The sequence below is a fragment of the Winogradskya humida genome (assembly GCF_016862215.1).
In the GTDB taxonomy this organism is placed as follows: domain Bacteria; phylum Actinomycetota; class Actinomycetes; order Mycobacteriales; family Micromonosporaceae; genus Actinoplanes; species Actinoplanes humidus.
Genome location: NZ_BOMN01000031.1, coordinates 95,378 through 114,928 on the forward strand (window position 1 = coordinate 95,378; position 19,551 = coordinate 114,928).

Genomic DNA, 19,551 nt, shown 5'->3' on the forward strand with positions numbered 1-19,551 from the left:
ACCCAATCGACACCGATTTCACTCTCAGGGTGTCCTTTTTGTAGGTATTCCTTTAGCAGATCAATGTCCCCGGACCGAGTTATCCACAGGCTGTTGAGTTATCCACAGGCTCGGTGATCGCCGGTTGAACGATCATTGCCGGTCCGGCCACGGTGGCGTCATGCCTCTCCCGCTCGTGATCACCGAAGACCCTGACCTCCTCGATGACCTGCTGCGCCTCGCCGCCGCCGGTGGCACCGAGGTCGAGCTGGCCGCCGACCCCGCCGCGGCCCGGGCTCGCTATCTCTCCGCGCCCCTGATCCTGATCGGCTCCGACCAGGCCGAGGACTGCCTGCGAGCGGGTTTGCCCCGCCGCTACGGCGTGCTCGTCGTGGGCCTCAACCCGATCGACGACGACGTCTGGGACCTCGCCGAGAGCCTGGGCGCCGAGCACCTCGCCCTGCTGCCCGAGGCGGAGCCCTGGGTTGTCGACCGCATCACCGCCGCGATCCAGCCACCCGCCGCGGGTCGGGCCATCGCGGTGATCGGCGGCCGCGGCGGTGCCGGCGCGAGCACCCTGGCCGGCGGGCTGGCGGTCACCGCCGTGCGCCGCGGCCTGCGCACGCTGCTGCTCGACGCCGACCCGCTCGGTGGCGGCCTGGACCTCGTGCTCGGCTGGGAGCGGCTCTCCGGCCTGCGCTGGCCGGCCCTCGCCGAGGCCGGTGGCCACATCGACCCGCCGGCGTTGCTCGGTGCCCTGCCCCAGCGCGGCGACCTGGTGCTGCTCTCGTTCGCCCGCGACGGCCTGACCGCGGTCCCGAGCGACGTCATGGCCGGCGCTCTGGCGGCCGCGCACACCCGCCGCGACGTGACCGTGATGGACCTGCCCCGCCACCTCGACGACGCGGCGACCCTCGCCCTGCAGGCAGCCGATCAAGCAGTCCTGGTCGTCCCGGCCGAGCTGCGGGCGGCCGCTGCGGCTGCCCGGGTGGCTGCGGTGGCGCGCCTGCACTGTCCCGACCTATCGGTGGTGGTGCGGGGCCCGGCCCCCGGGCGCCTCAAACCGCGCGAGGTGGCGCGCTCCCTCGGGCTCCCGCTGGCCGGCGCTCTGCGTCCCGAGGAGTCGCTGCGCAACGGACTGGAGCGCGGTGACGCCCCCACCCAGGACGGGCGCGGTCCGCTGGCCGAGCTCTGCGGCCGGCTGATCGCACGCCTGCTCGTCGCGAAGAGCGAGGCCGTGGCATGACCCTGGCTGCGAGGGTGCGGCGCTACATCGCCGAGGAGCACGGCGAGGCGACGCCGGAGGCTCTTGTCACCGCAGTGCGTCACGAGGCCGACGCTGCCGTGCTCGGCGACACCACCGTGCTGCGCCTGGCAGGCCAGGTCCGCGACCAGCTCGTCGGCGCCGGCCCGTTGACACCCCTGCTGGCGGACGCCTCGGTCACCGACGTTCTGGTCAACCGCCAGGAGGTCTGGGTCGACCGGGGGCGGGGCCTGGAACGGGTGGCCGTCAACGTCGGTGGCCCCGACGACGTTCGCCGGCTGGCCCAGCGCCTCGCCGCCGCCTGCGGGCGCCGGCTCGACGACGGCCTGCCCTACGCGGACGCCCGCCTCCCCGACGGCACCCGCCTGCACGCGGTGCTTCCACCCGTGGCGACCACGGGGCCGTATCTTTCGCTGCGGACGTTCCGCCAGCGCCCGTTCACCCTCGACGATCTGGTCGAGCAGGGCACCGTGCCGCCCGCGCTTGCCGAGGTGCTCTCGGCGATCGTGGCGGGGCGCCTGGCATATCTGGTGACGGGTGGCACGGGCTCCGGCAAGACGACGCTGCTCGCGACACTGCTCGGCCTCGTGCCCCCGAGCGAGCGGATCGTGCTGGTCGAGGACGCGGCCGAGCTGCGCCCCGTGCACCCCCACGTCGTCGCGTTGCAGGCGCGCACCTCCAACACCGAGGGTGCCGGGGCTGTCAGCCTCACCGAGCTCGTACGCCAGGCGCTGCGCATGCGGCCCGACCGGCTGGTGATCGGGGAGTGCCGCGGCGCGGAGGTCGCCGACCTGCTCACCGCTCTGAACACGGGGCACGACGGCGGCGCGGGCACGCTGCACGCGAATGCCCCGGCGGACGTGCCGGCTCGGCTCGAGGCGCTGGGAATGCTCTCCGGCCTGCCCCGGGCGGCCCTGCACGCACAGCTCAACGCCGCCCTCCAGGTCATCCTGCAGGTCCGCAGGATCCCACGCGGCCGGGTCCTCGACTCGATCGGCGTGCTGCTGCCGTCCAGCGAACAGCGCCTCACCACCGTGGTCCCCGCCTGGCAGCGTGGGCGTGGTGCGGGGCCCGGTTCGGTCACGCTCGCCCGCCTGCTGTCCGAGCGCGGCATGACGGTGCCACCGGTCCTGGGTTCGCAGCGATGAACGGACTGTCCTGGCTTCTCGCCGCCTCGCTGCTGACACTGGCAGCCTGGGTCGTGATCCTGCCCGTGCCGTCCGGGCTGGCCCGCCTGGGTCAGCAGCCCCGATTCCGGATGTCCCTCACCGTCTCGTCTCCCAAGCGGTTGACAGTGGTCGTGGGTGCGGGCGCAGCGTTGCTGGGGCTGTTGTTCGGCGGTCCGGTGGCCGCGACTCTCGGGCTCGTCTACGCGGTCTCGGGCGCGCGGGAGTTCGCCCACTCCGTTGCCCGTAAGCGGGCCGCTGCCGAGCACACCCGGAACCTCGACGCTCTGAGTTCGCTCGCAGCGGACCTGCGCGCGGGCGCCACACCGTCGCACGCGCCGATCCGGGGGCGGCTGGGCGAGCTGACAGCCGCCGCGGAACGCCTGGCCAACGAAACCGGGGCACCCACAGCAGACCTGGTTGACCGCATCGAGGCAGACGCCCGCACCGCTGACCGGGCCCGTGCGCGAGCCACCGCGGAGGCCGCCGGCACCCAGATGACGGCCCTACTGCTCGCAGTTCTGCCGCTCGGTGGCCTCGGCGTCGGCTACGGCCTCGGGGCTGATCCGCTCCAGGTGCTCCTGCACACCCCGGTCGGCGCCGTCTGTGCGATCGCGGCGGCCCTGCTCCAGACCGTGGGTCTGTTGTGGTCCAACCACCTGATCAGGAGCCCGTTCGCATGACCGCTTTCCGCTGCGGTGCCGAAGCGATCCAACGCCGGGGCGGCCCGGTTCAGGTCCCGCTCCAGCCGTGCTGCGTCGCCGCCCTCCTGCGAGCCGCGCGCACGTCCGAGTGGGTGCGATGCCCGTTCCAGGAGCTTCTGGTTCCCACCCTGATCATGGAGGGTTCTCGGTGAGACGCAGGGTCCTCATGGCGGTGCTGAGCGGTGCCTCCGTGGGCTACCTCGTCGGGCACTGGTGGGGCCTGGTGCCGGCGGTCGTGGTCGCCTACGGAGCCAACCGGCTGCTCAAGCGTCAGGTGCCCGCCGCCGTTCGAGCGGGGCGCGACCGTGCGATCGCCGACCTGCCCATCGGCGCCGACCTGCTGGCAGCCGTGCTCCGCGCCGGGCTCCCGATCGACCGCGCGGTAACCGCTGTTGCCCAGGCCCTCGGCGGCCCGCTGGGGGAACGGCTCGACCGGGTGGCCCGCTCATTGACGCTCGGCGCCGAGCCGCTCGAAGCCTGGGCCCACCTCGCGGACCTGACCGGTGCCGAACGCCTCACCGCGGCAGCCGTGCGAACCAGCGCCAGTGGCGCCGCCCTCGCCGGAGCCCTCACCCGCCTCGCGGACGACCTCCGCACCGACCGCGCGATCGCCACCGAAGCGGCTGCCCGCCGCGCCGGCGTCCTGATCGTCATCCCCCTCGGCCTGTGTTTCCTCCCGGCATTCATGCTCGCCGGCCTCGTGCCGGTCCTCGTCGCAGTCCTCGGCGACGTCCTGTAATCCCAAGAAGAAGGAGCTCCACGTGCACCAACTGATCGTCGGCTTCCCCGGGCCGGTGCGGCCCGGCCCGCAATCCCCAGGCCCTTGCTTCCCGGGCTCGGGCCCCGCGGCCGTTCGGTTTGCCGCCCTGTGCTGGGCCGGCTTGCGTCTCGCCGGCTTGCGTCTTGCCGTCGGGCTGCGGCAGTTCAACGCGCGCTTCGCCGCCCTGCGTCCGGCCGGTTTCCGCCAGACCGGTTTTGGTCCGGCCGGTTTTCGTAAGGACGACGGCATGTCCACGGTCGAGTACGCGCTGGGGACGCTCGCCGCGGCCGGTCTGGCGGTGGTCCTCTACGAGGTTCTGACCAGCGACGCGATCAAGCAGCGCCTGACGGACATGATCCTCGAGGCACTGAAGTGACCGGGCGCCGGCAGCCCGCCCCACGCAGCGGATGGCGTGGGCGTTGTCGTGGCCTGTTGTCCGTACGGCAGGATCGGGGCTCGTTCACCGTGGAGCTGGCGGGTGGGCTGCCGGCGCTCGTGCTTCTCCTGCTCTTCGGCCTCACGGCGATCAGCGCGGTGACAGCCCGCGGCCGATGCGTCGACGCGGCCCGCGAAGGCGCCATCATCGAGGCCAGAGGAGGCCCCGGAGCTGACCGTGCGGCCGGCATCGCCCCGCCGGGCGCGACCGTCACGATCGCCCCTGACGCTGCCGACCCCGCGAACTCGGTCACGGTCACCGTGGAAGCGCCCATCCCCGTGCTCGGCGGAAGCCTGCCGCGGCTCACCGTGCGGGCGCGAGCCGTGGCGGCCCGAGAGCCGGTGATCTACGCATGACGGATGCGCTGGTGCTCGTCGAGAAGCCCGGGCGGCGTCTCGGATTCGACGACGACCGCGGGGCGGCAACGATCTTCGTCCTGGCCATCGGGCTGGTATTGCTCATGGGCGGCTCCGCGGGCGCGACTGTCAGCGCGGTTCGCGTCGCCCGTCACCAAGCCCGAGCCGCAGCCGACCTCGGCGCCCTGGCCGGAGCCATGCGCGCCGACGAAGGCCCGGCCCCCGCCTGCACCCGAGCCGCCGAAATCGTCACCGCCAACAACGCCGCCCTCACCGCCTGCCACGTGGACGGGCTCACCATCCTCGTCACGGCCGAAGTGAAGGTGAGCCCCCTCCCCGGCATGACCCACCCCGCGACCGCGACCGCCCGGGCGGGCCCGATCTACGGCTCATAACCGGCCTGGTGCCCCGATCGGCCTGGTGCCCCGATCGGTCTGGTGCCCCGATCGGTCTGGTGCCCCGATCGGTCTGGTGCCCCGATCGGTCTGGTGCCCCGACCCGTCTGGTGCCCCGACCCGCCTGGTGCCCGTGCCCGCCTGGTGCCCGTGCCCGCCTGGTGCCCGTGCCCGTGCCTTGAACCCGCCCCATGCCCGCGGAACCGATCTGGGCCGGGAGGAAGTCGCCCCGACCTGGGGGTGAACTGCGGGCTACGGGCCGGGACTGGCGCTGGCGCTGACACTCGGGCTGCGGCTCGCGCTCGCGGCCTGGCTGGGGCTGGCGGCCTGGCTGGGGCTGGCGGCCTGGCTGGGGCTGGAGGTCGGGCTATCGCCGGGGCTGGGTCTGGGGCTCGCGGTCTGGCTCGGGCTGCGGCTGGGGGTGGCGGTCGAGCTGGTGCTCGGGCTCGCGGTGGCTGTTGGGCTGGGGCGGGGTGGGTGGTGGGTGAGGGGCGCTGGTTTGGGTGGTGGGGCTAGTGGCGGGGTGGGAGGTGGGTGAGGACTGTGTCCAGGACGTGGACGGCTTTTGGTTTGTCCAGGGGGTTGTTGCCGTTGCCGCATTTGGGGGATTGGACGCAGGAGGGGCAGCCGGTTTCGCAGGTGCAGGAGGCGATGGCCTCGCGGGTGGCGCTCAGCCAGGCTGTGGCTGTGGCGTAGGCGCGTTCGGCGAAGCCGGCGCCGCCCGGGTGGCCGTCGTAGACGAAGACGGTGGGGCTTTCGGTGTCCTGGTGGTTGGCGGTGGAGAGGCCGCCGATGTCCCAGCGGTCGCAGGTGGCCATGAGGGGGAGGAGGCCGATGGCGGCGTGTTCCGCGGCGTGGAGGGCGCCGGGGATGTCCGGGGGTTCGACGCCTGCTTTGAGGAGGGCGTCGGGGGTGATGGTGAACCAGACGGCGACCGTGCGGAGTTGGCGGGTGGGGAGGTTGAGGGGGCGGGTGTCGATGATCTCGCCGGTGGCTATGCGGCGGCGTTGGTAGGAGACGACCTGGTTGGTGACGTCGACGTCGCCGACGAAGAGGCTGACCGGGCCGGCGTCGACCCGTTCCCTGATCGCGACGACGGACAGGTCGGTGACGTCGCGGGCGTGGGTGGACCAGTCGGGGTTGGCGGGGTGGACCAGGGCTACGGCGTCGTCCAGGTCGAGGTTGTCCACCACGTAGGTGACGCCCTGGTGCAGGTAGACCGCGCCGGTGTGGAGCATGACGTGCGAGGAGCCCTCGTCGACCGTGCCCAGCAGGCGGCCCGTGGACCTCTCGACCACGGCGATGGGGCCGCCGCCGGTGCCGCGCAGGTCGACGTCGGGGCGGCCCTGGTGGGTCCAGTACCAGCCGGACGGGCGTTTGCGCAGGGCGCCGGAGGCGGTCAGCGCTTCGACTGCCAGGCGGGCCGGTTCGCCGCCGAAGAGGTCGAGGTCTGCGGGGCGCAGGGGGGCCTCGGATGCCGCGGAGCAGAGTTGCGGGCCGAGGACGTACGGGTTGGTGGGGTCGAAGACCGTTGCCTCGACGGGACGGCCGAAGAGTGCCTCGGGGTGGTGCACGAGGTAGGTGTCGAGGGGGTCGTCCCGGGCTATCAGGACCGCGAGGGCCTCGCCGCCGGCCCGGCCCGCGCGGCCCGCCTGCTGCCACAGGGAGGCGCGGGTGCCGGGGTAGCCGCAGATGAGTACGGCGTCCAGCCCGACGAGGTCGACGCCGAGTTCGAGGGCGTTCGTGGACGCGAGGGCGAGCAGTTCGCCCGAGAGCAGGGCCCGTTCGATGGCGCGGCGGTCCTCCCTGAGGTAACCGGCCCGGTATGCCGCGACGCGTTTGCCCAGGCCCGGCACCGCCTCGTCGAGCGAGCGGTGGGTCATCGACGCGACGACCTCGGCGCCGCGGCGGGAGCGGACGAAGGCGAGCGTGCGGGTGCCCGACACGACCGCGTCGGTCAGGAGGTCCGCCGTCTCGCTCAGTGCCGACCGGCGGGTCGGGGGCAGGTCGGGATCTTCGTGGGGCACCAGCGGGGGCTCCCAGAGGGCGAACGTCACGGCCCCGCGCGGCGACGCGTCCTCGGTCACCGCGGTTACGGGCAGGCCGGTCAGCCGGGACGCCGCGCCGGCCGGGTCGCCCGAGGTGGCCGAGGCCAGCACGAAGGTCGGGTTGCCGCCGTACTGGGCGGCCAGGCGGCGCAGACGGCGCAGGACGTGGGAGACGTGCGAGCCGAAGACTCCCCGGTAGGTGTGGCACTCGTCGATCACGACGTACGAGAGGCGGCGCAGGAAGACGGCCCATTTGGCGTGGGCCGGCAGCAGGGCGTGGTGGAGCATGTCGGGGTTGGTGAGCACGAAGCGTGAGTGCTCGCGGATCCACTCGCGCTCCTCGCGCTGGGTGTCACCGTCGTATGTGGCCGGCCGGACACCGTCGAGGTCCAGCCGGGCGACGGCTCGTAGCTGGTCGGCGGCGAGGGCCTTGGTGGGGGAGAGGTACAGCACGGTCGCCCGGGGATCGTTCAGGAGTCTGCTCAAAGCAGGCATCTGGTACGCGAGAGACTTGCCGGACGCCGTCCCCGTGGCGATGACGACGTTGTGACCGCTGTGGGCGTACGCGGCAGCTGTGGCCTGATGCTCCCAGGGCTCGAAGCCGTAAGCCTCCCGCAGGGCAGCGGGCACCCACTCGGGCCAGGGTGCCGTTCGCCCGGTCCGGGCCGCGACCCGCTCGACATGCGTGACCGGTGATTCGTCGCGTGACGAGCGTCCGGCCCGCAGCCGATGCAACAGATCAGCGGCGTCGAGAGGCGGCGCGAGAGACGGTCCGGGGGTGGCCGATCCGCTGCGTGCGGCGGGGATGCCGGGGACGGTCGTGGTCACGCGTGAACTCTGACACCGGTATGGCGGGAACCCCAAACGGGTACGACGGAGGGTGCGACGCGCCGGGCAATGACGGCCGGTGGTTAGATTCGCTGGGGAGATCGGCCCCCCGAGAGCATGTGGCACGGAGGGAGGAGGACCGATGGAGCTGTCGCTGACGACCCGGACAGTCGGCGAGCACACGGTGCTCGACGTCGGCGGTGAGGTGGATGTTTACACGGCACCGCGCCTGCGTGAACGGCTCGTGGAGCTGGTCGACGGCGGTTCGCGGCATGTCGTGGTGGACCTCGCGCGCGTCGATTTCCTGGATTCCACCGGCCTGGGCGTGCTGGTCGGCGCGCTCAAGCGGTTGCGTGCCGCCAATGGCACGTTCGGCCTGGTCTGCGCCAAGGAACCGTTGCTGAAGATTTTCCGGATCACCGCGCTCGACCAGGTGTTCCCGATCTATTCCTCCGTCGAAGCGGCTATCTCGACGTCGTCCGGCGAACGCGACGACAACCCTCCGACGGCGTGATGGCGACGGTACGGCTGTCCTTCTCGCCGGCTCCTGTGCACGTGCGCACTGCCCGTCTGGTCGGTGTCGCGGTGGCCCGGCGCGCGGGGGTGGCCGAGGAATTGCTGGACGAGGTGCGCCTCGCGATCGGTGAGGCCTGCACCAGGGCCGTCGCGCTGCACAACCAGTACCGCATCCCGGATCTGGTCATGGTGGAGATGTCGGACTCGGACTCGTACATGGTGCGGGTGATCGATCGTGCCCCGATCGAGGCGAGCATCGGCCTGACCAAGTTGCCGCCCGACGAGCTGGCCGCCGAGTCGCTCACGGACGAGGCGCTGACCACCGGTGTCGGCTTTGCCCTGCTCGCCGGATTTGTCGACGATCTCCAGGTCCGCCCGGTTGATGAGGGCGCCGGCACCGAGGTCCGCATGGTCTGGCCCGTCCACCGTCGCTGAAGGCCCGCCAAAGCTCGTCGAAAAAGCTAAAGCGAACCGCTCAGCGCAAAAAGGACACCGTCCGGCGCAAGCGGTGGGTAAACGCTGCCCGGGGCCGGGAGCTTAAAGGCTGTCTGACCTGGACGCCAACCGCTGACACAGCGAAGAACATCACCACGCCGTGGGCCTAAGATATGTGACCATCACCACGTTCTCCCGTTACAGTACGCCAGTAATCAGCTACTGCTCCCTGGGTGCCGCACCCCGCGGGACCTGGTTCGTCGTCTCCCCGTCCAGGGGATGCGCCGAGCAGTCTCGTCCGCTGTTCGGTGCGTACGGTGCACAGGAGGACATTGATGTCCGGAAGCTCCACTATTCTCGCCGCGGAAAGCGGTGCGGTCTCTCTCTCCGGTTCTAACGTCACATTCGTCATCGTCGCGCTTGTGTTCGCGCTCGTAGCGCTCGCATTCGCCGCGATTTTCGTGCAATCGGTGCTCAAGGCCGGTCGCGGCACCACCTCCATGCAGGAGATCGCCGGTGCCGTGCAGGAGGGCGCGTCCGCGTACCTTCTCCGGCAGTTCAGGACGCTGGCGATCTTCGTCGTCATCGCGGTGGTGCTGCTGTTCCTGCTGCCGGTGCACGGTTCCGGCGACAACGAGACCATGGTCAAGATCGGCCGGTCGCTGTTCTTCATCGTCGGCGCCGTCTTCAGCTCGTTCATCGGTGGTGCCGGCATGGCGCTGGCGACGCGGGCGAACGTACGGGTGGCAGCAGCCGCCAGCGAGACGGGCGGCCGCGAGAAGGCGATGGGTATCGCGTTCCGCACCGGCGGCGTGGTCGGCTTCCTCACCGTCGGCCTCGGGCTGGCCGGTGGCGCGCTGGTCGTGCTGATCTACCGCGGTGATGCCCCGACGGTGCTCGAGGGCTTCGGCTTCGGTGCCGCGCTGCTCGCGATGTTCATGCGGGTCGGCGGCGGCATCTTCACCAAGGCCGCTGACGTGGGCGCGGACCTGGTGGGCAAGGTGGAGAAGGGCATTCCCGAGGACGACCCGCGCAACGCGGCGACGATCGCCGACAACGTGGGCGACAACGTCGGTGACTGTGCCGGTATGGCTGCCGACCTCTTCGAGTCGTACGCGGTCACCCTGGTGGCGGCCCTGATCCTGGGCCAGGCGGCGTTCGGCCAGGACGGCCTGATCTTCCCGCTGATCATCTCGACGGTCGGCGTGGTCATCGCGATCGTGGGTGTCTTCATCACCCGGCTGCGAGCGTCGGACCGCAACGGACTGACCGCTATCAACCGGGCGTTCTACATCTCCGCGGTGCTGAGCGCGGTCATCGTGGCGATCATCAGCTTCCTGTACCTGCCGGACAGCTTCGCCGGCTTCAACGACTCGTCACTGGACGCCGGGGTGGTCGCCAGCGGCCGCAACCCGCAGCTCGTGGCGATCGGCGCGGTCGTCATCGGCATCGTGCTCGCCGCCGCGATCCAGGCGCTGACCGGATACTTCACCGAGGTCGAGCGGCGTCCGGTCCAGGACATCGGCAAGTCCTCGCAGACCGGCGCGGCCACCGTCGTGCTGGCAGGCATCAGCATCGGGCTCGAATCAGCCGTCTACTCGGCGCTGCTGATCGGTGCCGGTGTGTACGGTGCGTTCCTGCTGGGCGGCTCGTCCATCACGTTGTCGCTCTTCGCGGTCGCGCTCGCCGGCACCGGCCTGCTGACCACGGTCGGCGTGATCGTGGCCATGGACACGTTCGGGCCGATCTCCGACAACGCTCAGGGCATCGCGGAGATGTCCGGCGACGTCGACGAGCGCGGGGCGCAGATCCTGACCGAGCTCGACGCGGTCGGCAACACCACGAAGGCGATCACCAAGGGCATCGCGATCGCGACCGCCGTACTAGCCGCGACCGCGCTCTTCGGGTCGTACACGAACACGCTCTCGAGCTCGCTGGCCGACGCCGGGCTCCAGCCCGACCAGATCGGGCTGGAGATCCTCAACCTGCTCAACATCTCCAACCCGCGCAACCTGGTCGGCCTGCTGATCGGCGCCGCGGTGGTCTTCCTCTTCTCAGGCCTGGCCATCAACGCCGTCTCCCGCTCGGCGGGCGCGGTTGTCATGGAGGTACGCCGCCAGTTCCGCGAATTCCCCGGCATCATGGACTATTCGCAACGCCCCGAGTACGGCCGGGTCGTCGACATCTGCACCCGCGACGCCCAGCGTGAGCTGCTCACCCCGGGCCTGCTCGCGATCATGGCACCGATCGCGGTGGGCTTCGGCCTGGGCGCCGGCGCGCTGGCCTCCTACCTAGCCGGAGCCATCGGCGCGGGAACGCTGATGGCGGTCTTCCTGGCCAACTCCGGTGGCGCGTGGGACAACGCCAAGAAGCTGGTCGAGGACGGCGCGTACGGCGGCAAGGGCTCCGACGCCCACGCCGCGACGGTCATCGGCGACACCGTCGGTGACCCGTTCAAGGACACCGCCGGCCCGGCCATCAACCCGCTGCTCAAGGTGATGAACCTGGTCTCGCTGCTGATCGCGCCCGCGGTCGTGGCGTGGAGCATCGGCACCGACCGGAACACCCCGCTGCGGGTCAGCATCGCGGTCATCGCGGCGCTGATCATCGTGGCGGCCGTCGTGTGGAGCAAGCGTAAGCCGATCTCGATGGGTGAGGAGCCGTCCGCGGCCGAGCCCGAGAGCAAGCGGGTGAGTGCCTGACCGGAAAGCGGTCTATGTGGGCACCCGGCACTCGCCGGGTGCCCTCGGCCACTTCTTGCCCGTACGCTGCAAACCATGCGCACGGCCCGCACCATCCCCCTACTCCTCGTTTGTTCCATCGTCGTGACGCTGGGTGCCTGTTCGAGCGGTCCGGCACCCCGCGCGTGGGCCGCCGCGGTCTGCCAGGTGCTGGCGCCGTGGCGATCCGAGATAGGCACCCTCACGACCCGCACCCAGCAGCAGATGACCGCGGAGACGACCCCCGCACAGGCGAAGGAAAACCTGACCCGGCTCTTCGGTGGCGCCGAGGACGCGAGCGAGAAGGCCCGCGCCGGTGTTGAGAAGGCAGGCGTGCCCGATGTCGACGCCGGCAAGACCGTCTCGGAGAGTTTCCTCGCTTCGCTCAGCGCGATGCGCGATTCTTACGGTCGTGCCAAGACCGGCATAGAAGCCCTGGCCATCAGCCCGGCGAAAGACTTCTACACCAAGGTGGGCACGGTTGTGCAGACCCTGAACTCGGAGTACGCGGCCAGCGAGCTCGACACCAGCAATCTGGCGTCGGTGGAGCTCAAGGACGCGTTCGACGAAGCGCCCGAATGTAGATGAAAGGGCGCCGCTGACCATGGCCGTGGCCGAGCCCGGGTGGCCGCTGATTCCGCGCGAGGTGCTGCCCGCGCCGGTCGAGCTCGCCCATCCGCGCAAACGGCGTACAGCCACGCCCACGGTTCCCGGCGGCAAACAGCTGTCCGTTTTCGGCGTCGAGGCGTCCGACCCGTCGCTGGCGGATCTGGCGGGGCTGCTCGCGGGGCCGGGGACGCTGGGCAAAATGGGCGGAACCGCCCGCGTTTCGGTGCGCGTCGACGCCGCTTGGCGCGTACATGTGATGGTCCAGGAATTGGTCGGCCGGGGTCTTGTCGTCAATTGGAACCCGATCTCGGAGAACCCTCGCGAAGAGCCCGTGGCCGAACTCACGTCGGTTCCTGTGGACGAGGAGCACGACGACTCACCGACACCGGAGCCGGAACGCGTAGATAAAGAGGTGCACGAGGTCGAGCCGACCGTCGCTTTCGAGGTGCGGACGGCGTACAGCAGCAGGTTGAACGGCCTGGCACACGCCTGGCCGCCGCCGGCCGGAAAGCTTTTTCTCAACGGGCCCCGGTTGCGGTTGTGGGTTGCCGCGGCAGGAGCACCCCGCCTCCATGGGTACGCCCTCGGTCTGGATCCCGACGGGTCGCTTGACAAAGCCGTCGATGCCGCGTTGACCCGGGTGGGTCTGGCAGGCACCGTGCACGCCGGTCGCACGTACGTGATCGCAGGTCGCAGACGTTTAGCACGCCTCGCCGAACTGGTCGGTGAACGCCCCGAAGCAGCCCCCGAAAGGCTGTGGCCCGGCGGCGCGGCCGCGTGATCTTCCCCGATTGTGGGCGGCAAGAGGCTACGTTCCCGGTGTACGGTGTCGCCGTCGGACGCATGCTGTGGCCGGGCCGTTACCATCCGACTTCGGCCTGCCCCGGGAATGCGAGCTTGTCTGGCGCGTTACGTTGAACGTCCGTGAGCTGAAGTTTGGGAGTGCCGTGCCGAGTAACGCCAGGACGACCCGTCTGGTCATCGTCGAGTCCGCCTCGAAGGCCAAGACGATCGCCGGTTACCTGGGCCCCGACTATTTTGTCGAGGCCTCCCTCGGCCATGTCCGCGACCTGCCGAAGAACGCCGCCGACGTGCCCGCCAAGTACAAGGGCGAGCCGTGGGCGCGGCTCGGTGTCGACGTCGACAACGGCTTCCACGCGCTCTACGTCGTGTCCCAGGACCGCAAGGCCCAGCTCGCCAAGCTGACCAAGCTGGCCAAGGAAGTCGACGAGATCCTGCTCGCGACGGACGAGGACCGCGAGGGCGAGGCCATCGCCTGGCACCTGATCGAGACGATCAAGCCCAAGGTCCCGGTCAAGCGGATGGTCTTCCACGAGATCACCAAGCCGGCGATCCTGGCGGCCGTCACCCAGCTCCGCGACATCGACCGCGACCTGGTCGACGCGCAGGAGGCCCGGCGCATCCTCGACCGCCTCTACGGCTACGAGGTCAGCCCGGTCCTGTGGAAGAAGGTCATGCCCCGGCTCTCCGCCGGCCGGGTCCAGTCCGTCGCCACCCGCATCGTGGTGGAGCGTGAGCGCCAGCGCATGGCGTTCCGCTCGGCCGAATACTGGGACATCAACGCCCAGCTGGCGATCCAGGGCAAGGTCGAGGGCGCCCGCAACTTCAGCGCCACCCTGGTCGCCCTCGACGGCGACCGCATCGCCACCGGCAAGGACTTCGAGCCCACCACGGGCCAGGTCAGGCCGAACGCCGGGGTCGTGCACCTCGACGGGGACGGCGCACGAGGCCTCGCCGCCCGCCTGGAGGACCGGCCCTTCACGGTCACCCGGGTCGAGGAGAAGCCCTACCGGCGCAAGCCCTACGCGCCGTTCATCACCTCGACGCTGCAGCAGGAAGCCGCACGCAAGATGCGCTTCTCCGCGTCGCAGACCATGCGTACGGCCCAGCGGCTGTACGAGAACGGTTACATCACCTACATGCGTACGGACTCGGTGAACCTCTCCGAGACCGCGATCACCGCCGCCCGTCGCCAGATCGCCGAGCTCTACGGCGAGCGCAACGTGCCGACCCAGCCGCGCCGCTACACGAGCAAGGTCAAGAACGCCCAGGAAGCTCACGAGGCGATCCGTCCCGCCGGCGAGAATTTCCGTACGCCCGGCGAGGTCGCCAAGGAGCTCTCCGCCGACGAGTTCAAGCTGTACGAGCTCATCTGGCGCCGTACCATCGCGTCGCAGATGACCGACGCGGTCGGGAACTCCGTCTCCGTGCGCATCCGCGCCGTCTCCACCGCGGGTGAAGAGGCCGACTTCGGCGCCTCCGGCAAGACGATCACCGACCCCGGCTTCCTGCGGGCCTACGTCGAGTCCTCGGACGACGAGAACGCCGAGGCCGAGGACGCCGAGCGCCGCCTGCCGACCCTGGTCAAGGACCAGCCGCTCACCCCCGAGCAGCTCACCGCCGTGGGCCACCACACCTCCGCGCCGTCCCGCTACACCGAGGCCTCGCTGGTCAAGGCCCTCGAAGAGCTGGGCATCGGCCGCCCGTCGACCTACGAGTCGATCATCAGGACCATCCAGGACCGCGGGTACGTCGAGAAGCGCGGTCAGGCGCTGATCCCGTCCTTCATCGCGTTCGCGGTCATCGGGCTGCTCGAGGGCCACTACCCCCGCCTGGTCGACTACAACTTCACCGCCGCGATGGAAACCCAGCTCGACGACATCGCCGGCGGCGACCACGCCGCCCTGGACTTCCTCACCTCCTTCTACTTCGGCAGCCAGAACGCGGGCGAGGACGACACCATCGCCAAGGCTGGCGGCCTGAAGAAGATGGTCACCGAGAACCTCACCTCCATCGACGCCCGCTCGGTCAACTCCATCCCGCTCTTCGTCGACGAGGACAACCGCCAGGTCGTCGTCCGCGTCGGCCGCTACGGCCCCTACCTGCAGCGCCAGCTCCCCGACGCCACCGAGGAAGCCAAAGAGGACCGCGTCTCGATCCCCGAAGGCGTCGCCCCCGACGAGCTCACCCGCGAAAAGGTCGCCGAGCTGTTCCTCGGCGGCGGCGGCGAACGCACCCTCGGCAAGGACCCGGGCAACGGCGACGAGGTCCACATCAAGTCCGGCCGCTACGGCCCGTACGTCCAGGCCGGCGAGCGCACCTCGTCCCTGTTCAAGACCCAGACCCCTGACACGGTCACGCTGGAGGAAGCCCTCAAGCTCCTCACCCTCCCCCGCGCGGTCGGCAAGGACCCCGAAGGCGCCGACATCCTCGCGGCAAACGGCCGCTACGGCCCGTACGTCAAGCGCGGCGACGACTACCGCTCCCTCGACAGCGAGGACAAACTCTTCACGGTCACCCTCGACGAGGCGCTGGCCCTCCTCGCCGCCCCGAAGACCCGCCAGCGCCGCGCCGCCGCACCCCCGCTGCGCGAAATGGGCGAGGACCCGGCCACCAAGCTCGCCCTGGTCATCAAGGAAGGCCGCTTCGGCCCGTACGTCACCGACGGCGAATACAACGCCTCCCTGCGCCGCGGTCAGACGCCGGAAGAGCTGACGATCGAGCAGGCCTCCGAGATGCTCGCGGAGAAGCGCGCCAAGGGCCCGGCCCCGAAGAAGAAGGCCGCCGCCAAGAAGGCCCCGGCCAAGGCCGCCGCCGACGGTGCCGCGCCTGCCAAGAAGACTGCCGCGAAGAAGACGACGGCCAAGAAGACCACCGCGAAGAAGACGCCGGCCAAGAAGGCAGCAGCTCCTCGCAAGGCCACCAACGCTGCTCCGGCCGCCAAGAAGGCAGCCCCGAAGAAGGCCGCCCCGGCCAAGGCAACGGCCTCAGTCGAGTAGTCATCCGCAAAGTTGTCACCCCGCAGGGGTAGTCATAGCGCAAGCTGACTACTAACCTCTTGCCCAGTGAGTATGGCGCCGCCGATCCTCGGCAGCCCTGTCTAACTGGGGAGTATGCGATGCTTGGCGAGTTGGTACGTGCAGCCGCAAGAGGTGATCACATGCTGAAGGCCATCGACGTGGCCGCTGTGATCGAAGAGCGGGTCGAGAGCCAATGCCCCCTCGATCCCATGAGTCTGCATAAACTGCTGTATTACGTGCAGGCCTGGCACCTGGCCATCAAGGGTGAGCCCCTCTTTGAGGGGCACTTCGAGGCCGGGCCAGACGGCCCAGTCCTCTCCGGGTTCGTGGACGCCGGTCAGCGCGACCCGGTCCAGGTCGACCTGAACGACCAGGTCTCCGATCTCATCTGGCTTGTAGTGCGCACCTACGGTTTCCTGTCCCCGGGTGAGCTGACCGTGTTGGCCAAAACCGAGACGCCGTGGTTGGAAGCGCGGGGAGATCTCTCCGAGGGCTCGCAGAGCGCCGATGTCATTGACGACGAGTCGATGGCCCGATTCGTCAAGTCGCGCGGTCGGCTGCAAGGTTTCTCGGCGGCGGACTTCGCTTTGCCGGGTCTCTACATCAAGGGTTACCGCGACACTCGGCCATTTACGGTCCGAGATTTTGTCGAGTCACTTGGGCCCGAGTTCGATGACCCGCCGGGGCCGGAAAGCTCGTGGCCGAGCGCAAATCTGGATTTTCACTTATATGACGAGGAAGAATCCGCAGAGGAGCACCGTCCGGCCGAACCCGGAGCCTGACAGTTGAAACCTGACGAGGTCACTCGATACGTCGTGGTGTTCGACTGCAACATCTACCTCGACGCGGCCCGGCTTCTCGGTGAGCCTTTCACCTGGGACAAAGTTGAGTCGGCGATGAAGACGCTGGTATCGGCTCCCGTTCCACATCCCGGCAACGGGGAGTGCGACTCGCTCCGGTCCCTGGTCGCAGCGCATGCGGGAAGGTTTGGCGAGGAGCCGTTAGAAGTCTGGACCTCTGTTCAAATCGATAAGATGGTCCGGAATATGGCGGCGCGATCCGCTTTTCCAAAAATCATGAACGATTACAAAGGCCTTGGATGGAGCGCGGAAGCGGCGGGCGGGATTGTTGAGCTGCTGATCCATGAATTGGTCGAGAGGTCCCGCGGGGGAATATTGGGAGACCATTTCCCCGACGGCAACCCGCCACTTGATCATGAGGACGGGATGATCTATGGGGCATGCCGATTGCTGGCAGGTGAAGACCCGCTGGCAATCGTGTACTGCGTCACGCGCGACAAAGGGTTCGTGGACGCTTATGAGAAAGGTGCGCTCAGCGGCCATAGTGCGGTGATCCAACCCGCGACATTTGTGGGATGGATCAGGTTGGCCTCTCTGCGCACCCGATTGGGCCGGATTCCCAGGCCGCGGGGTTAGCTGCCGAGGACCTGCTGGAGGTAGGGGTTGGTGAAGACTCGGTGGGGGTCGAGTTGGTTGCGGACGGCTTGGAAGGCGTCGAATTTGGGGTAGGCCTTGCTGAGGGATTCGGCGTTTCGGTAGTGCATTTTGCCCCAGTGGGGGCGGCCGCCCATGGGTTCGCAGATGGCTTCGAAGGCTTTGAAGTAGGGCTCGTGGGGGGAGCCTGCGTACTGGTGGATGGCGATGTAGGCGGAGTCTCGGCCGTAGCCGTGGGAGAGCCAGACGTCGTCGGGGCCGGTGAAGCGGACTTCGACGGGGAATTGGATTTTGAAGGGGAGCTTGCCGATGATTTTGGGGAGCTCGGCGAGGGCTTCGGCGACGTGTTCGCGGGGGATTTCGTATTCCATCTCCACGAAGCGGACGCGGCGGGAGGTGCAGAAGACCTGGTCCGAGCGGGAGGTGTAGGTGCGGGCTGTGAGGGCTCGGGCTGCTACGGCGCTGATGGTGGGGACCATGGCTGGGATTTTCTGGCCGAGGCTGCAGGCGCCCTGGAAGACCGTGTTGGAGAGGAATTCTTCGTCGAGCCAGCCGCGGAAGCCGGACAACGGGGTGTGGGACACGTCGACGCGGTTGTTGCGTTTGAGCTGGGCTCGGTCGGTGTAGGGGTACCAGTAGAACTCGAAGTGGTCGTTGGTGGCGATGCCCTCGTCGAGCATGGCCAGGACGTCCGGCATTGACATCGGGCGTTCGTCGGCGAGCAGGACGAAGGCCGGGACGCAGCGCAGGGTCACGTCGACGAGGATGCCGAGGGCGCCGATGCCGAGGCGCGCTGCTGGGAAGAGCTCCGAGGTCGAGTCGATGTGCAGGATCTCGCCGGAGCCGGTTACAAGGGTGACGGCTTCGACGCAGGACGCGAGCGTTGAGTGGGAATCGCCCGCTCCGTGCGTACCTGTAGAAATTGCTCCTGCGATTGTCTGCTGGTCGATGTCACCCAGATTGGGCATCGCCAGGCCGTTCTGGGCCAGGAGGTCGTTCAACCGGTAGAGAGGCATGCCGGCCTGCACCGTGACCAGATTGCCCTCGATCGAGATCAGCCGGTTGAGGCGGTGCAGGACCATACGCTGGTCGTCCGCTACGGCGATGGCGGTGAAGGAATGACCGCTTCCTACCGCTTTGACCTTCCTGCCAGTGGCTGCTGCCTCCTTGACCAGGGCCGATACCTCGTCCACGGTGCCAGGGGTGAGAACGTCGGTGGCGTGGGACTGCTGGTTGCGGCCCCAGTTCTGCCAGCGGCTAGAGGTCATAGGGAGCGTTATGTCACTGGTCATTCCGGCCTTGTCCTCCCGACGAGCGGACAGTCGCACAAAACCGGGAATGCCGGGTGTCCCCGGCGTCCCGTCGATGCCCCTCGCTCGTTGATCCGAGTAACGTTCCGATTATCACTGCTGAGAGGGAGTGGCGACGCGTGTCGACACCAACCGTCACCACCGGACCGCTGCGGCGCGTACCGGTGCAGGGCAGAAGCGTTGCCCGGGTTCAGCGCATGCTCGACGCCTGTGCTGAGCTGGTGGACGAGGTCGGGTACGAAGGCCTGACCACCACCTTGCTGGCCGAGCGTGCCGAGGTAGCCATCGGCTCGGTCTACCAGTTCTTCCCGGACAAGCGGGCCATCGTCCAGGCCCTTGCGATGCGCAACATGGATGCGTATCTGCAGAGCCTGTCCGCGCGGTTCGCCAACGAGACCTTCGCCCATTGGTGGGACGGGGTCGACGCGGCGATCGACGCCTACATTCACATGCACCGCAGTGTTCCCGGATTCCGGACGCTGCATTTCGGTGATGTGGTGGACCTGCACCTGCTCGACGCCGAGCGGGACAACAACGCTGTCATCGCCGACCGGCTGGCCGAGCTGCTCGTGGAGCAGTTCCAGCTGATGGAGCGCGCGCGGCTGCGGTTCGCGCTGCTGATCGCGGTGGAGTCGGCGGACGCGCTGATCAAGCTCGCGTTCCGCCGCGAGGTGACCGGCGACGAGGCCGTCCTTACCGAGGCCAAGGCGCTGATCCGCGAGTATCTGCACCGCCACGTGCCGGCCTAGG

At 69.2% G+C, this 19,551-nt stretch carries 18 protein-coding genes; 16 read left to right on the plus strand and 2 right to left on the minus strand.

The features are described from left to right. Positions 1 to 178: 178 nt before the first annotated feature. From ssd to Ahu01nite_RS13695, 7 genes are all read left to right on the plus strand, one after another. A complete protein-coding gene (gene ssd / locus Ahu01nite_RS13665; protein ID WP_203836912.1) occupies positions 179 to 1,225 on the plus strand; it encodes a septum site-determining protein Ssd in 1,047 nt (348 codons plus the stop codon). Next, complete coding sequence (locus Ahu01nite_RS13670; protein ID WP_203836865.1) at positions 1,222 to 2,391, plus strand: TadA family conjugal transfer-associated ATPase; 1,170 nt, start codon at positions 1,222 to 1,224, stop codon at positions 2,389 to 2,391. The genes ssd and Ahu01nite_RS13670 overlap by 4 nt, the downstream gene beginning before the upstream one ends. Continuing rightward, positions 2,388 to 3,092 carry a hypothetical protein gene (locus Ahu01nite_RS13675; RefSeq protein WP_239158822.1) on the plus strand — a complete coding sequence of 235 codons (705 nt, stop codon included), beginning with the start codon at positions 2,388 to 2,390 and terminating at the stop codon, positions 3,090 to 3,092. Before Ahu01nite_RS13670 ends, Ahu01nite_RS13675 begins: the two co-directional genes overlap by 4 nt. A 118-nt stretch (positions 3,093 to 3,210) precedes the next feature. After that, positions 3,211 to 3,852 carry a type II secretion system F family protein gene (locus Ahu01nite_RS13680; protein WP_203836866.1) on the plus strand — a complete coding sequence of 214 codons (642 nt, stop codon included), beginning with the start codon at positions 3,211 to 3,213 and terminating at the stop codon, positions 3,850 to 3,852. A gap of 22 nt (positions 3,853 to 3,874) precedes the next feature. Continuing rightward, positions 3,875 to 4,249, plus strand: a complete 375-nt coding sequence (locus tag Ahu01nite_RS52010) for a DUF4244 domain-containing protein (protein WP_438874774.1) — start codon at positions 3,875 to 3,877, stop codon at positions 4,247 to 4,249. A gap of 56 nt (positions 4,250 to 4,305) precedes the next feature. Then, the gene (locus Ahu01nite_RS13690) at positions 4,306 to 4,665 is read left to right on the plus strand and encodes a TadE family type IV pilus minor pilin (protein WP_239158823.1); all 360 of its coding nucleotides are present in this window, start codon (positions 4,306 to 4,308) and stop codon (positions 4,663 to 4,665) included. Beyond that, positions 4,662 to 5,060: an Rv3654c family TadE-like protein gene (locus tag Ahu01nite_RS13695; RefSeq protein WP_203836867.1), complete on the plus strand. Its 399-nt coding sequence runs from the start codon at positions 4,662 to 4,664 to the stop codon at positions 5,058 to 5,060. The genes Ahu01nite_RS13690 and Ahu01nite_RS13695 overlap by 4 nt, the downstream gene beginning before the upstream one ends. A gap of 512 nt (positions 5,061 to 5,572) precedes the next feature. On the opposite strand, the gene Ahu01nite_RS13700 is transcribed toward Ahu01nite_RS13695, so the two are convergent. Further along, positions 5,573 to 7,846, minus strand: a complete 2,274-nt coding sequence (locus Ahu01nite_RS13700) for a DEAD/DEAH box helicase (RefSeq protein ID WP_438874778.1) — start codon at positions 7,844 to 7,846, stop codon at positions 5,573 to 5,575. Positions 7,847 to 8,078: 232 nt separating this feature from the next. Between Ahu01nite_RS13700 and Ahu01nite_RS13705 the strand changes: the two genes are divergently transcribed. From Ahu01nite_RS13705 to Ahu01nite_RS13740, 8 genes are all read left to right on the plus strand, one after another. Next, complete coding sequence (locus Ahu01nite_RS13705) at positions 8,079 to 8,450, plus strand: STAS domain-containing protein (protein ID WP_203836868.1); 372 nt, start codon at positions 8,079 to 8,081, stop codon at positions 8,448 to 8,450. Continuing rightward, complete coding sequence (locus tag Ahu01nite_RS13710; protein WP_203836869.1) at positions 8,447 to 8,887, plus strand: ATP-binding protein; 441 nt, start codon at positions 8,447 to 8,449, stop codon at positions 8,885 to 8,887. Before Ahu01nite_RS13705 ends, Ahu01nite_RS13710 begins: the two co-directional genes overlap by 4 nt. Positions 8,888 to 9,222: 335 nt before the next feature. After that, positions 9,223 to 11,589 carry a sodium-translocating pyrophosphatase gene (locus tag Ahu01nite_RS13715; RefSeq protein ID WP_203836870.1) on the plus strand — a complete coding sequence of 789 codons (2,367 nt, stop codon included), beginning with the start codon at positions 9,223 to 9,225 and terminating at the stop codon, positions 11,587 to 11,589. A gap of 66 nt (positions 11,590 to 11,655) precedes the next feature. Then, positions 11,656 to 12,195: a hypothetical protein gene (locus Ahu01nite_RS13720; RefSeq protein ID WP_438874779.1), complete on the plus strand. Its 540-nt coding sequence runs from the start codon at positions 11,656 to 11,658 to the stop codon at positions 12,193 to 12,195. 16 nt (positions 12,196 to 12,211) lie between these two features. Continuing rightward, on the plus strand, positions 12,212 to 12,997 hold the full coding sequence (locus Ahu01nite_RS13725; RefSeq protein ID WP_239158824.1) for a hypothetical protein: 786 nt from the start codon (positions 12,212 to 12,214) through the stop codon (positions 12,995 to 12,997). Between the two features lie 166 nt (positions 12,998 to 13,163). After that, entirely contained in the window at positions 13,164 to 16,016 is a 2,853-nt protein-coding gene (gene topA, locus Ahu01nite_RS13730) for a type I DNA topoisomerase (RefSeq protein ID WP_203836872.1), read from the plus strand. A gap of 161 nt (positions 16,017 to 16,177) precedes the next feature. Continuing rightward, complete coding sequence (locus Ahu01nite_RS13735; protein WP_203836873.1) at positions 16,178 to 16,819, plus strand: Panacea domain-containing protein; 642 nt, start codon at positions 16,178 to 16,180, stop codon at positions 16,817 to 16,819. A 3-nt stretch (positions 16,820 to 16,822) separates the two neighbouring features. Further along, the gene (locus Ahu01nite_RS13740) at positions 16,823 to 17,473 is read left to right on the plus strand and encodes a hypothetical protein (RefSeq protein WP_203836874.1); all 651 of its coding nucleotides are present in this window, start codon (positions 16,823 to 16,825) and stop codon (positions 17,471 to 17,473) included. On the opposite strand, the gene Ahu01nite_RS13745 is transcribed toward Ahu01nite_RS13740, so the two are convergent. Next, positions 17,470 to 18,759 carry a D-arabinono-1,4-lactone oxidase gene (locus Ahu01nite_RS13745; RefSeq protein ID WP_203836875.1) on the minus strand — a complete coding sequence of 430 codons (1,290 nt, stop codon included), beginning with the start codon at positions 18,757 to 18,759 and terminating at the stop codon, positions 17,470 to 17,472. The genes Ahu01nite_RS13740 and Ahu01nite_RS13745 overlap by 4 nt on opposite strands. A 161-nt stretch (positions 18,760 to 18,920) precedes the next feature. Here Ahu01nite_RS13745 and Ahu01nite_RS13750 point away from each other — a divergent pair, with 161 nt between their 5' ends. After that, positions 18,921 to 19,550, plus strand: a complete 630-nt coding sequence (locus Ahu01nite_RS13750) for a TetR/AcrR family transcriptional regulator (RefSeq protein ID WP_203836876.1) — start codon at positions 18,921 to 18,923, stop codon at positions 19,548 to 19,550. Position 19,551 lies beyond the last annotated feature (1 nt).